Source organism: Embleya sp. L77 (assembly GCF_055557415.1).
The window spans coordinates 1,573,558-1,586,391 of record NZ_CM145710.1 but is presented as its reverse complement, the minus strand read 5'-3'; the positions used below and the strand labels follow the sequence as shown (position 1 = coordinate 1,586,391).

Genomic DNA, 12,834 nt, shown 5'->3' with positions numbered 1-12,834 from the left:
TCCCCTCGCCGAGAAGAGGTCGCTGTGGACACCGACAACACCGATCAGGACGAGCCCGTCCGGCGCGGCATCACCCGCAAGAACCTGCTCAAGGCGGCCCTGGTGGCCGCACCTCTACCGCTGCTCATCGGCGGTGTACCCGCGTTGGCCCGGGCGCAGCGCGACCAGGGTCACACCCTGGAGCCGACGCCGTTCTGCCACGACGGCGACGAGCCGACGATCGACCAGACCGAGGGCCCGTACTTCAAGCCCAACTCGCCCGAGCGCTCGGTGCTCACCGGCGCGGGCACGCTGCTCACCGTGTCGGGGTACGTGTTCGGTCGGCAGTGTCAGCCGCTGGCCAACGTGCTGCTCGACTTCTGGCAGGCGGACACCAACGGCAACTACGACAACGTCGGCTACACCTTCCGGGGCCACCAGTACACCAACGCCCAGGGCGCCTACAAGCTCACCACGGTCGTGCCCGGCCTGTACCCGGGCCGCACCCGGCACCTGCACATGAAGGTCCAGGCGCCCAACCGCGGCATCCTCACCACGCAGACGTACTTCCCGGGCGAGCCGCGCAACAACACCGACACGATCTTCGACCCCCGCTTGTTGATGACGGTTCGCACCGTGGGCAACGGCAAGGAGGCGTCCTTCGACTTCGTGCTGAACGTCAACGGCGTACCGCCGACGACCACGCCGCCGACGAGCGAGCCCCCCACCAACCCGCCGGGCGGCACCTGGCGCGTGGGCACCAACTACGCGGCCGGGGCCACGGCGAGCTACGGCGGCCAGAACTACCGCTGCCTGCAGGGCCACACGGCACAACCGGGCTGGGAGCCGCCCAACGTGCCGGCTCTGTGGCAGCGGGTCTGATCGACCAACCTCGGGGGGAGGCGAGTCGATCACGGGCCCCGGCGGCGCCACCCGCCGGGGCCCGACGCATGCGCGCGGCCGGCCACCGGCGCGGCCGGCCACCGGCGCGGCCGATCCCGGGGTGATCGATCGAGTCGATCGACGCCGATCCGGGGTCGGCCTTCGCCGCCGCACTCGGCTCCGCCGAACACGTACGTCGAAGGCGTCCGGAGCCGGGGGCGGGGCGCTGCCGGGCTCGCGCCGACGCTGCTGCCTCGCTGCCCCGTTGCACGTGCTCCCGTGCCGGTTGCCGCGTGCGCTCCCGGGCTCGCGCCGACGCTGCTGCCTCGCTGCCCCGTTGCACGTGCTCCCGTGCCGGTTGCCGCGTGCGCTCGCCGATTCGGCGGCCCGGCTACTCCGGGTGTGCGCCGGCGCGATGCAGAACCAAGGCGGCCTCGGGGGGTTGCCAGGCCGGGTCCAGGCGGGCGATGGTGACGAATGTGTCCAGGAGCAGCATCACCAGCAGGTGATGCACCTCCTCGCGTTCCAGTTCCCGGCGGGCGAGCCAGTCCAGGGTGACCCCCTCGACGCAGTACAGCCAACCGACCAGCGCGGCACGGGCGATCGGCGACAGGTCGGCGCGGCCGTAGGCGCCTTCGGCGAGCGAGGTGAGCATCTCCTCGCGGACGCGTTCGCGGATGGTGAGCACGTCGGTGTCGAAGCCGACGCCACCGCTGACCACTGTGCGGTAGGCGGCCTGGTTGCCCTGCGCGAAGCGCAAATAGCCGTCGAGCACGTTGCGCAGCCGGTCCGCGGCCGGTTGGTCCGCGTCGCTGCGGGCCCGGGCGACCAGGTCGGCGACCGAGTCCTCGATCACCGCGAGGTAGAAGCCGCGCTTGTTCCGGAAGTAGTAGTAGAGCAGGCCCTTGGCGACGTTGGCCCGGGCCGCGATCTCGTCCACGGACAACGCGTCGTAGGACGTGTCCGCAAACAATTGTCTTCCGATGGACACGAGTTCGGCCCTGCGCGCCTGCGAGCGTTCGGACTCGGGCGGGGTCCGGCGGCCCTCCCGGCGGGATCGTTGACTTTGATTCAAATCGACGCCTAGTCTCGGTCGCGGCAAGGTACGTGCACGGTTGGCAACAACGTGGCGGGGGCATCGCGCCCCGCGTGCCACGTCCACGGCAAGAGTACCGGCGCAGCCCTCGGGCGGATCGGGGATCTCCATCCCGGTCGCCCACTTCGAGACGAGACGCCCGCATCGTGGTGTCCTTTTCGCTCCACGGCACCCGCATCGTCGACGGTCTCGTTCGCTCCACGGCATCTCCATCAGCGCGACCGATTCCGACGAGGACGGACTCGACATGGATTTTGGATCGTGGCCGGACCGGGCCTCGCCTTCCGCCTTCCTGGCGGCGGCGCTTCCGATTTTGATCGCGGTATCCGTGTTCGGCGGGCCGAGCGCCGAGCGAGCGCGCGCCGAGCGAGCCGGCGCCGAGCAAACCCGCACCGAGCGTGTTCGCCCCACGTCGGCGAGGGCCGCGGCCGCCGCGCCGGCGCCGGGTGTACGGGCCAACGCGAAGCCCGTGGAGATCACCGCGAGCGTGTTCGCGCCGAGCGGCTTCGCGCTGGCGGGGGTGACCACCATCGACACCGCCGCCGGTCCGCGCAAGGTGCTGGTCCTGACCATGAACTCGGCGCACCTGAAGGACTATTCCTTCACCACGGCGGACGCCGCCGGCAATGTCCGGTTGACCACCCGCAGTCTGGATCTGGTGGGCAACGTGCGGATCTACCTGACCCGGCTGCACGGCTGCATCGAGGGCCTGCTCTGCCTCGACTTCGCCCCCGACGCGCTGCCGCTGCCGCCGATCATCCCGCCGTTCGTGTTCATGACCGACGTGCGTGCCCAACAGGCCTTCGTACACGCGGACAAGCTGAGCACCGACATCGTGCTCAAGCCGTTCTGATCGCCGTCCCGCAGAGCGGACGCGGGAGACGGACGACCGGAGTATTGACTTTTATTCAACACTCCCTACTGTGGGGTAACAAGAGTCCTTCCGACGAAGGAGCACCGCCATGTCCTCGGCTCCCCCCGCCGCAGCGGTCCCGCGGATCGTTCGGCGCTCGACCCGAACTCCTGTCAAGGGGCCGGTAGTTCGTGCCGACGAGCACCGCGACTTGGCGCTCGACCCGCGCGACGTGCGATTCGACTGGTCGCGCCTGCCGATGCACTGGGTGCCGGGGGAGCCCATGGCCACGCACACCATGAACGTGTTGCACCTGCTGCTGCCCGAGGGCGAACGCTGGTTCGTGCGCACGTTCCAGGAGGCGCTGCCGCTGATCACCGACGAGCGGCTGCGCGAGGACGTGATCGGCTTCATCGGTCAGGAGTCCGTGCACGCCGAGGCCCACCAGGGCGTGCTGGACCTGCTGCTCGCCAAGGGCCTGGACCCGGCGCCCTTCGTGCGCCAGGTCGAGTGGCTCTTCCATCGTGTGCTCGGCGCCCGGGACGACCTCTCCGGCGCGGCCGGCCGCGAGCACCTGATCGAGCGGGTCGCGATCATCGCCGCGATCGAGCACTTCACCGCGTTCCTCGGCGACTGGGTGCTGAACGCACCCGGCCTGGACCGGGCCGAGGCGGATCCGGTGATGCTCGACCTGCTGCGCTGGCACGGCGCCGAGGAGGTGGAACACCGCAGCGTGGCCTACGACCTGCTCGTGCACCTGGATCCCGGCTATCTGCGCCGGATGCGCACGATGGCGGTCACCGGGCCGGTGCTGACCTGGCTGTGGGTGCGCGGGGTGCGCTTCCTGATGCTCGCCGACCCCGAGTCGACGGACCGGAGCGAGCCGACCTGGCGGGCGTACGTACAGGCGTCGCGGCGCGGGCTGTTGCCCGGACTGACCGGAGCCGTCCGATCCGCCGCGCGCTACGTCAAGCCGCGCTACCACCCCACCCAGGAGGGTTCCACGAGCCAGGCCGTCGCATACCTGGCCCGCTCGCCCGCTGCCCGAGCCGCGGCCCGGTGAGCCCACCACCGGCCGCCGCCATCCGCACCGGACGCCGAGGATGCCGAGGATGCCGAGGATGCCCATGAGCCCGTCCACACCGCCGACTTCCGCGATATCGCCGCCGACCACCGCGCCGCCGGATCTGTACGGCCGCGAGCGCGGCGACCGGATGATGCGCGCGCTGACCGTGCTCGGCCGGCTGCACACCGAGGCGGTGGCCCATCGGGGACGACGCCGAGCCCGCGCCGCCGGGCCGCTCGACCCCGGGCGGCCCGGACCGCTCGAACTCGTGGTCCGCGAAAGGGTCGTCGAGGCCGAGGACGTGCTCTCGCTGCGGTTGAGCGCACCGGCCGGCGGCCGACTGCCCGGCTGGCAACCCGGCGCCCACCTGCTCCTGGAACTGCCCTCCGGACGCCGTCGCCACTACTCGCTGTGCGGCGACCCGCAGGACCGCTACACCTACCGGATCGCGGTCCGCCGACTGGCCGCGGGCGGCGGCGGATCGGTGGAGATGCACGACGCCCTGCCGGTCGGCGCGACGCTGCGCACGGCGGGACCGCGCAACGCGTTCCCGTTCGCCGCCGAACCGGCCGTGCTGTTCCTGGCCGGCGGCATCGGCATCACCCCGATTCTGCCGATGGTGCGCCAGGCCGCCCGATCCGGTCTGGACTGGCGGCTGATCCACCTCGGGCGCACCCGTGCGTCACTGCCGTTCGGGCTCGAACTGGACGAACTCGACGGCTCGGGAGAGCGGTTCGAGGTGCGCGCGGACGACGAGGAAGGGCCGCCCGATTGCGCGGAGCTGCTCGGGCGCGCACCTGCCGGGGCCGCGGTGTACTGCTGCGGACCCGCGCCGATGTTGGCCGGGATCCGGGCGGCGATCGACGCGAGTCCGGCCGACGGGCTGCACTTCGAGCGGTTCGCGCCGCCGCCCGTGCTCGACGGGCACGCCTTCGAACTGCGGTTGGGCCGCAGCGGGATCGACCTCTCGGTGCCGGCCGATCGATCCGCCCTGGACGTGCTGCGCGAGGCCCGGCCGGATATCGCCTACTCGTGCCGACAGGGGTTCTGCGGGGTGTGCCGGGTCCGAGTGTCGGCCGGTGCCGTCGAGCATCGCGATCTGCGGCTGACCGACCACGAGCGGGCGGCGGGGGCGATGTTGGTGTGCGTGTCGCGGGCCGCAGCGGGCGAGCGGCTCGTGCTGGACCTCTGATCGGCCGGGCGCGGCCGCGAACGGCCGCCGCCCACCCACTCGGTGTCGTCCGACTCGGTGTCGTCCGACTCGGTGTCATCCCACCCCCACGAAGGCGGAGTTCATGAGCACACGGCTACAGGTTCCGGCGGTGCGGCCGCCCCGGGGGATCCCGGCGTTCGCCTTCGACGAGGTGGACCTGGATCGTTTCCGCGACGTCCAACGGCTGGCGTACCGGTGCGCCGAACGCGTCGCGGCTTGGATCGAACCGGGCGTGACGGAGCGTCAGGCCGCCGCGCGGCTGCGCCGGGAGCTGGTGGCGGAGGGTGTCCAGGACTTCTTCCACATCCCGTTCGCGTGGTTCGGCGACCGCACCGCGTTCCGCAACTTCCGCACCCCGCTCCAGTTCTTCGCCACCGGCCGGGTACTCACCGAGGGCATGCCGTACGTGCTGGACTGTGCGCCGATCGTGGACGGGTACACCGCCGACATCGGCTACGCCGGCAAGGTCGGCGAGAACGCGGTGTGGGATCGCCTCGTCGCCGACCTCGGCGCCTACCGCGACCTGATCCTGCGCGAGGTCAAGGCGCGCAGACCGCTCGACGAGGTGTACCGCGCGGTGGACGAGCTGATCGTCGAACACGGCTACGACAACCGGCATCGGGTCTATCCCGGCCGGGTGATCGGCCATCAGGTCACCCGGGTGGCGCTGCGCGGGCCGGTCGGGGTGAATGTCCTGGGCTTCGGCGTGCGCACGTTGCGCACCCTGGGTCGGGAGCTGATCGGGGAGCGACTGCACGGGCGTTCGCCGCTCTGGGCGAATGGCCGAGCCTCGCGGCACGCGCCGACGCCGGGGTTGTGGGCGGTCGAGCCGCATATCGCGCTGCGCGGAGTGGGCGCCAAATTCGAGGAGTTGCTGGTGGTCACCGACGACGACGCGTTCTGGCTGGACGACGACGTGCCGCACGTGCACCGGGCGCGTGCGGCGGCCGCCCGATGACGGCGCCGGCCGCGACGCCCGCCAAGCGCGTCGTGGACGTGGTCGAGGGGCTGCCCACCCGCACGGTGGTCTCCGGCGGGGTCTCCCTCGCGGTGTACGAACAGGGCCGGGAGGACGGTCCGTTGGTGCTGCTGGTGCACGGCTATCCGGACACCCATCGGGTCTGGGACGAGGTGGCCGCGGACCTGGAGCGCGACCACCGGGTGGTTCGCTACGACGTTCGCGGGGCGGGGGCCTCGGGCGCGCCCGGGAGCCGGTACGGCTACCGGCTCGAACAGCTGGCCGCCGACCTGTTCGCGGTGTTGGCCGCGGTCGCCCCGGACCGAGCCGCGCACGTGCTGGCCCACGACTGGGGCTCGATCCAGGCCTGGGAGGCGGTCACCGACCGGGCCGGTCCGCGCCGCATCGCCTCGTACACCTCGATCTCCGGACCGTGCCTGGACCACGTCGGACACTGGGCCCGCAGCCGGTTCGCCCGGCCCACCCCCCGACACGTGCGTCAACTCGCGGCGCAGTGCGTGCGCTCGTGGTACATCACCGCGTTCCACCTGCCGGTGCTGGCGCCGGCGACCTGGAAGCTGGGCCTGGCCGCGAACTGGGGCCGGGTGCTGGAGCGGGCGGAGGGGATCCGGCCGCGCGCCGGCCATCCGCAACCCACCCTCGGTGACGACGCGGTGCGCGGAATCGCGCTCTACCGGGCCAACATGCTGCCCCGGATGTTGCTGCCGGGCCGACGCGAAACCACGGTGCCGGTACAGCTGATCACCCTCGCCGGCGACCGCTACGTCGGCGCGGCGCTGTCCGAGGGCCTGGAGCGCTGGGTACCCGGACTCTGGCGGCGATCCATCGCCGCCGGCCACTGGTCCGCCCTGTTGGAGAAGGGACCGACCGTGGCCGGGATGACCCGCGAGTTCGTCGAGCACATCGAGCACGGCACCACGACACCGGCCCTGGATCTGGCCCGGCAACCCGAACGCCCGCTCGGCAAGGACCCGTTCATGGGTCGGCTGGCGCTGATCACCGGCGCGGGCGGCGGGATCGGGCGGGCCACCGCGGTCGCGTTCGCCGAGCAGGGCGCGGACCTGGTGCTGTGCGACGTGAACCGCACCGCCGTCGAGCGCACGGCCGAACTGGCCCGACTGTACGGGCGAACCGCGCACGCGTATCGCGTGGACGTGGCCGACGGCGCGGCCATGGACACCTTCGCGGCGCAGGTCGCCCACACCCACGGCGTCCCGGACATCGTGGTCAACAACGCGGGCGTCGGCCACTCGGGCACGTTCCTGGCCACGACCGCCGCCGAGTGGAAGCGGGTCCTGGACGTCAACCTGTGGGGGGTCATCCACGGCTGCCGCGCGTTCGGCACGTTGATGGCCGAGTGCGGCACCGGAGGTCACATCGTCAATCTCGCCTCGGCGGCGGCCTACACGCCATCCAGGCAACTGGCCGCCTATGCGACGAGCAAGGCCGCGGTGGCGATGTTGTCCGACTGTCTGCGTGCCGAACTCGCCGGGTCCGGCGTCCGGGTGAGCACGATCTGCCCGGGCATCGTGAACACCGGCATCACCCGCACCACCACCTTCTCCGCCACGGACGACATCGAGCAGAACGCCCGCCGCGAGCGCTTCTCCCGACTCTACGCAAGGCGCAACTACCCCCCGGAAAAGGTCGCCGACCACATCGTCGACGCCATCCGCCGACACCGCCCGGTGGTCCCGGTCACGCCCGAGGCGAAGCTGGGCCGACTGCTGAGCCGCCTGTCTCCCGCAACCATGCGAGCCCTGGCCCGGATCGGGACGGGCTGACCCGGGTCGCCTCCACCCGCCCGACTCGAAAACCTGCGCCGTCCGCCCGGTACGCGCGGGAGCGGACCTCGGCGGCGGTGGTCGGGGACAACCCCCGCCGCCGAAGCCCGAGAGGCCCGGGTGCTGCTTCTGGTTCGGGGCGTTCGGGTGGTGGGGTCGGGGTCAGCTGCGTGGGTGTGCCTCGGGAAGCTTCGGCGCCGCCGAAGCCTTGGTGGTTCGGCTGTCGGGCAGGAGGGTCGTGGCCAAGGCCGCGAGCATCAGGGCTGTGCTCACCCAGAGGGGCGCGCGGTAGCCGAGGTCGGCGTCGATGGCCAGGCCGCCGAGCCAGGGGCCGAGGGCGGCGCCTACGTTGAAGGCGGCCGTGGCGGCGGCCCCGGCCAGTGCGGAGGTGGGCGGGGCGAGGCGAAGTACCCGGGCGATCAGGGCCGTTCCGGTGCCGAACGCGAGCATTCCCTGGATCGGGACGAGCACGAGCAGCGCGGCCGGGCGGTCGGCGGTCAGGGCGAGTGCGGCCCATCCCGTGGCCAGGGCCGCCGATCCGACGGTGATCAGTGTGTTCGGGCGGGTGTCGACGATCCGACCCGCGATGGTGACGCCGACGAACGAGCCCACCCCGAACAGTGCGAGGGTGAGCGGCACCCAGCCGTCACCGAGGCCGCCGACCTCGGTGACGATGGGTTCGAGGTAGGCGAAGGAACCGAAGGTGGCGCCTTGCACGAGGGCGCTCAGCAGCAGCGTGCGCAGCAGCGACGGCGTGGCGAGGGCCCGCAGTTCCCGACCAGCGCTGATGCCGCCAGCGCCGCTCACCCCGCCTGCGCCTCCTGCGCCGCCCGCCTCGGTCGGCTCGGTTGCCCCGTTCGGCACCGTCCGGGCGATCGCGAAGACGGCCGGCAGCGACACCAGGGCCACCGCCCAGAACGCCGCCCGCCACCCCCACCAACCGCCGAGCACGGCACCCGCGGGCACACCCACCACGCACGCGAGGGTGACGCCACCGACCACCACGGAGGTGGCCCGGGCCCGTCGTTCGGGCCCGACCAGGTCGATCGCGGTGACCAGGGCGACCGCCCAGAACCCGGCGTTGGCCAGGGCGCCGAGCACGCGGGTGGCCAGCAGGATCGGGTAGTTCGGGGTGAGTGCGCCGACCACGTGCACGGCGACGAACACACCCAGGAAGAACAACAGCGCCCGCCGACGCGGCCGGTTCCGGCTCAGCAGCGCCATCGCGGGCGCGCCGATCACCATCCCGATCGCGAACGCCGAGGTCAGCAACCCGGCGGTGGGGACGGACACATGCAGGTCGGCGGCGATGTCCGAGAGCAGGCCGGACAACATGAACTCCGAAGTGCCCTGGGCGAAGACCGCGAGCCCGAGCACGTAGACAGCAAATGGCATGACGAAACCCCATGGACGTGCGATGGATCCGGCATGGATCCGACTGGGCAGGGGTGGGCCGCACACGCACGTTCCACGCAGCACGCCGGGAAGCCGCCCAGGATGCCGGAACGAAGGGGCGCAGGCCCACGCTTCGCGATTCCGGTGCTGCCGGTGGCCAGGCCGAGCCCGAACACGCCCCTGGCCTGATCAGGCCGGGCGGCTCGCTTTCATCGGCTCGTCAACGAGAGATCGGCCACCGCAATACCGGCGGCCGGCCTCTGTCCGATTCTGGGCTGGACACGCCCGAAAACCTACCAGCCGCTCCCTCCACCCCTCCACCCGATTTCCGGACCGGCAATCCGCCCCGACCTCGATGCCGCGGGTACCGGGGCCGGGTGGTTGCCGGCGTGTCATCCCAGCGACGTATGCGCTCACCCGTAGGGCGCACGGGCGTCGAGGTGAGGTTCGGCCGTGCGGCGATCGTCGGGGCTCGGGTTGCCGGCTAGCGTTGAGGGCGGATCGGGCGTCCGCCCGACGGCCCTTCGTTCGGAGGCGCCGAAGCACCGGAGCCACGGAGACGGCAGCGATGATCAAAGCCGACGCACTCACCAAGCGTTACGGGTCCAAGACCGCCGTCGACCGGCTGACCTTCACCGTCCGTCCCGGCGTCGTCACCGGCTTTCTGGGCCCCAACGGCGCGGGCAAGTCCACCACCATGCGGATGATCCTGGGCCTGGACCACCCCAGCTCGGGCACGGTCACCGTCAACGGCCGCCGCTACGCCGACCACCCCGCCCCGCTGCACGAGGTCGGCGCGCTGCTGGAGGCGAAGGCGGTGCACACCGGGCGCTCCGCGTACAACCACCTGCTGTCCATGGCCGCCACCACCGGAATCCGCACCCGGCGGGTGCGCGAGGTGATCGAGATGGTCGGCCTGGACGAGGTGGCCCGCAAGCGGGTCGGCGGCTTCTCGCTGGGCATGGGCCAGCGGTTGGGCATCGCCACCGCGCTGCTGGGCGACCCGGCCACGCTGGTGCTGGACGAGCCGGTGAACGGGCTCGACCCCGAGGGTGTCCTGTGGATCCGGACCCTGCTCAAGTCGCTCGCCGCCGAGGGCCGCACGGTCTTCCTGTCCTCGCACCTGATGAGCGAGATGGCGCTGACCGCGGAGCACCTGATCGTGGTCGGTCGGGGTCGGCTGATCGCCGACACCTCGGTCGCGGACTTCATCCACGGCGCCGCGCCCGACCAGGTCCGGGTGCGCACACCGGACGCCGATCGGCTGCGCGCGTTGCTGTTCGGCCCCGAGGTGCGGGTCACCGGCCGCGAGCGCGACGTCCTGGAGGTCACCGGGGTGTCCAGCGACGACATCGGCCGGCTTGCGTCGGCCCACGGCATCACCCTGTTCGAACTGGTCCCGCAGCAGGCTTCGCTGGAGGAGGCGTTCATGGAATCGACCCGCGACGCGGTCGAGTACCGAGTATCCGAGGACGAGCCGGGACCGGTGCGGGCGGCCCGTGCCGACCGCCGGCGAAACGGCGAGGTCGCCTGATGTCGACCGGTACCGTCGCCACCGGCACCACCGGCCCCCGGTTCACCTCCCGGGCGGCCGACCGCGGCCGGGTCACCTTCGTCCGGGTGCTCCACGCCGAGTGGATCAAGCTGCGCAGTCTGCGCTCGACCTTCTGGGTGCTGGTGACCGCGGTGTTCCTGGTGATTTCGCTGGGCCTGCTGGTGTGCGTGGGCACGGTCAACCGCTGGCCGGACATGAGCGCCGGCGAGCGGGCCCGGTTCTCCGCGCCGAACGCGAGCCTGACCGGCCTCTACCTGGCCCAACTGGCCATCGGTGTGCTCGGTGTCCTGGTGGTCAGCGGCGAGTACGCCACCGGCTCGATCCGGGCCACCATGGCGGCGGTGCCGCACCGACTGCCGGTGTTGTGGGCCAAGACCGCGGTGTTCGGGGCGGTCACCTTCGTCCTGATGCTCGGCACCTGCCTGGTCGCGTTCCTGAGCGGACAGGCGGTGTTGGCCAAAGAGCACATCGACGTCTCGCTCGCCGATCCGGGCGTGCCGCGCGTGGTCGTGGGCGTCGCGCTCTACCTTGCCCTCACCGGCGTCCTGGCGATCGGCATCGGCGCGATCGTGCGGCACGCCGCCGGCGGCATCGCGATCGTGTTCGGGCTGCTGCTGGTACTGCCCGAGGTGGTCCGCGCGCTGCCGTCCGACTGGCAGGACCGCATCACCAAGTACCTGCCCAGCGAAGCCGGTCAGGCGCTCGGCCGATGGCATCCCAGTGAGGGCGCACTGTCCCCGGGAGCCGGCATCACGGTGTTCGTGCTGTACGCCGCGGTGACGCTCGCGGTGGCGGCGGTGTTGCTCCGGAGGCGTGACGCGTGAACACGCTGCTTCGACGGTACGGCGGCGAGCACGGGCTCGCCGCCGTACCGGCACGTGTGGTGGCCTTCACCCGCAGCCATCCGATCTGGGCCGACACCACCCTCGCGGTGGCCGTGCTGCTGTTGTTCGAGGTCGGGAACCTGCTGCGGTCGTCCGGCTGGGTGCTGATCGGGGCGGCGTTGACGCTGCCGCTCGCGCTGCGCCGCCGGGCCCCGGTCGCGGTGTTCGCGGTGATCGCGGGCGTGGCCCTGGGCCAGTGGGTGATCGACGCGCGGACCGGCGCGGACGCGAGCCTGCTGATCGCGCTGTACACCGTGGCCGCGAGTTGCGACCGGCGCCGGACAGTGTACGCGCTCGCCGTGGTCGAGACGGGCATCGTGCTGGCCGTCGCGCGCTGGACCGTCGACGGATACCGGTTCGGCGCCTTCGTCGGGCTCAGCGCGATGGCCCTGACCGCGGCGGTGCTCGGCGCCAACCTGCGCACCCGGCGGCGCTACCTGGTCGCCCTGGAGGAACGTGCCCAACGCCTGGAACGCGACCAGGAGCAGCAGGCCGAGCTTGCGGTGGCGGCCGAACGCTCGCGGATCGCCCGGGAGATGCACGACATCGTCACGCACAACCTGTCGGTGATGGTGGCTCTCGCGGATGCCGCCGCGATGACGGTGCACAGCAAGCCGGAGCGCTCCGCCGCGGCGATGGAGCAGGTTTCCGGTACCGGTCGGCAGGCGCTCACCGAGATGCGCCGCTTCCTGGGTGTGCTGCACGAGGACGAGCCCGACGCCGCCCGGCACCCGCAGCCGGACCTGGCCCGGCTGGGCGCGCTCGCCGAGCAGGTGCGCGCGGCGGGCCTGCCGACCACGCTCACCGTGCAGGGCGACACCCGCAACGTGCCGCCCGGTGCGCAGTTGGCCGTGTACCGGCTCGCTCAGGAGGCGCTGACCAACACCCTCAAGCACGCCCAGCCCGGTGCGAACGCGCGGATCCGGGTCTCCAGTTCGGCCGATCGATTGGAACTGAGCGTGATCGACGACGGCCGCCCGCGCCCGAGCGCCATCGGCGAACGGGACGAACCGCGCGGTGGACGAGGACTTGCCGGCATGCGGGAGCGGGCCGCCGTCTACGGTGGCGATGTGGAGGCCGGGCCGTTGCCCGGGGGCGGCTGGCGAGTGTCGGCGCTGTTGCACCTGACCGATCCGGGAGGATCCTGA

The 12,834-nt window shown here is 72.1% G+C and carries 11 protein-coding genes; 9 read left to right on the top strand and 2 right to left on the bottom strand.

What is annotated here, in order from left to right:
- The first annotated feature begins 24 nt into the window (after positions 1–24).
- Entirely contained in the window at positions 25–861 is an 837-nt protein-coding gene (locus ACZOOI_RS36805) for a dioxygenase family protein (RefSeq protein WP_465283915.1), read from the top strand.
- A 391-nt stretch (positions 862–1,252) separates the two neighbouring features.
- Here ACZOOI_RS36805 and ACZOOI_RS36800 read toward each other — a convergent pair whose 3' ends face one another.
- A complete protein-coding gene (locus ACZOOI_RS36800) occupies positions 1,253–1,852 on the bottom strand; it encodes a TetR/AcrR family transcriptional regulator (RefSeq protein ID WP_465283914.1) in 600 nt (199 codons plus the stop codon).
- A gap of 352 nt (positions 1,853–2,204) precedes the next feature.
- On the opposite strand from ACZOOI_RS36800, the gene ACZOOI_RS36795 reads away from it, so the two are divergent.
- The 5 genes from ACZOOI_RS36795 (at position 2,205) to ACZOOI_RS36775 (ending at position 7,852) form a co-directional block, all read left to right on the top strand.
- The gene (locus tag ACZOOI_RS36795; protein WP_465283913.1) at positions 2,205–2,810 is read left to right on the top strand and encodes a hypothetical protein; all 606 of its coding nucleotides are present in this window, start codon (positions 2,205–2,207) and stop codon (positions 2,808–2,810) included.
- Positions 2,811–2,919: 109 nt separating this feature from the next.
- Positions 2,920–3,873, top strand: a complete 954-nt coding sequence (locus ACZOOI_RS36790; RefSeq protein WP_465283912.1) for a metal-dependent hydrolase — start codon at positions 2,920–2,922, stop codon at positions 3,871–3,873.
- A 64-nt stretch (positions 3,874–3,937) separates the two neighbouring features.
- A complete protein-coding gene (locus tag ACZOOI_RS36785) occupies positions 3,938–5,068 on the top strand; it encodes a PDR/VanB family oxidoreductase (protein WP_465283911.1) in 1,131 nt (376 codons plus the stop codon).
- A gap of 103 nt (positions 5,069–5,171) precedes the next feature.
- Positions 5,172–6,047 carry a M24 family metallopeptidase gene (locus ACZOOI_RS36780; RefSeq protein ID WP_465283910.1) on the top strand — a complete coding sequence of 292 codons (876 nt, stop codon included), beginning with the start codon at positions 5,172–5,174 and terminating at the stop codon, positions 6,045–6,047.
- Positions 6,044–7,852: an SDR family oxidoreductase gene (locus ACZOOI_RS36775; RefSeq protein ID WP_465283909.1), complete on the top strand. Its 1,809-nt coding sequence runs from the start codon at positions 6,044–6,046 to the stop codon at positions 7,850–7,852. Before ACZOOI_RS36780 ends, ACZOOI_RS36775 begins: the two co-directional genes overlap by 4 nt.
- A 162-nt stretch (positions 7,853–8,014) precedes the next feature.
- Here ACZOOI_RS36775 and ACZOOI_RS36770 read toward each other — a convergent pair whose 3' ends face one another.
- A complete protein-coding gene (locus ACZOOI_RS36770; protein ID WP_465283908.1) occupies positions 8,015–9,247 on the bottom strand; it encodes a Cmx/CmrA family chloramphenicol efflux MFS transporter in 1,233 nt (410 codons plus the stop codon).
- A gap of 568 nt (positions 9,248–9,815) precedes the next feature.
- On the opposite strand from ACZOOI_RS36770, the gene ACZOOI_RS36765 reads away from it, so the two are divergent.
- Genes ACZOOI_RS36765 through ACZOOI_RS36755 form a run of 3 tightly spaced genes read left to right on the top strand, consistent with a single transcriptional unit; the run spans position 9,816 to position 12,834 of the window.
- Entirely contained in the window at positions 9,816–10,781 is a 966-nt protein-coding gene (locus ACZOOI_RS36765; RefSeq protein WP_465283907.1) for an ABC transporter ATP-binding protein, read from the top strand.
- On the top strand, positions 10,781–11,626 hold the full coding sequence (locus ACZOOI_RS36760) for an ABC transporter permease (RefSeq protein WP_465283906.1): 846 nt from the start codon (positions 10,781–10,783) through the stop codon (positions 11,624–11,626). The genes ACZOOI_RS36765 and ACZOOI_RS36760 overlap by 1 nt, the downstream gene beginning before the upstream one ends.
- A complete protein-coding gene (locus ACZOOI_RS36755) occupies positions 11,623–12,834 on the top strand; it encodes a sensor histidine kinase (protein ID WP_465283905.1) in 1,212 nt (403 codons plus the stop codon). Before ACZOOI_RS36760 ends, ACZOOI_RS36755 begins: the two co-directional genes overlap by 4 nt.

Coding starts and splice junctions, on each gene's coding strand:
- ACZOOI_RS36795 (WP_465283913.1), top strand. CDS start 2,205: ATGGATTTTGGATCGTGGCCGGACCGGGCCTCGCCTTCCGCCTTCCTG.
- ACZOOI_RS36790 (WP_465283912.1), top strand. CDS start 2,920: ATGTCCTCGGCTCCCCCCGCCGCAGCGGTCCCGCGGATCGTTCGGCGC.
- ACZOOI_RS36785 (WP_465283911.1), top strand. CDS start 3,938: ATGAGCCCGTCCACACCGCCGACTTCCGCGATATCGCCGCCGACCACC.
- ACZOOI_RS36780 (WP_465283910.1), top strand. CDS start 5,172: ATGAGCACACGGCTACAGGTTCCGGCGGTGCGGCCGCCCCGGGGGATC.
- ACZOOI_RS36775 (WP_465283909.1), top strand. CDS start 6,044: ATGACGGCGCCGGCCGCGACGCCCGCCAAGCGCGTCGTGGACGTGGTC.
- ACZOOI_RS36770 (WP_465283908.1), bottom strand. CDS start 9,247: ATGCCATTTGCTGTCTACGTGCTCGGGCTCGCGGTCTTCGCCCAGGGC.
- ACZOOI_RS36765 (WP_465283907.1), top strand. CDS start 9,816: ATGATCAAAGCCGACGCACTCACCAAGCGTTACGGGTCCAAGACCGCC.
- ACZOOI_RS36760 (WP_465283906.1), top strand. CDS start 10,781: ATGTCGACCGGTACCGTCGCCACCGGCACCACCGGCCCCCGGTTCACC.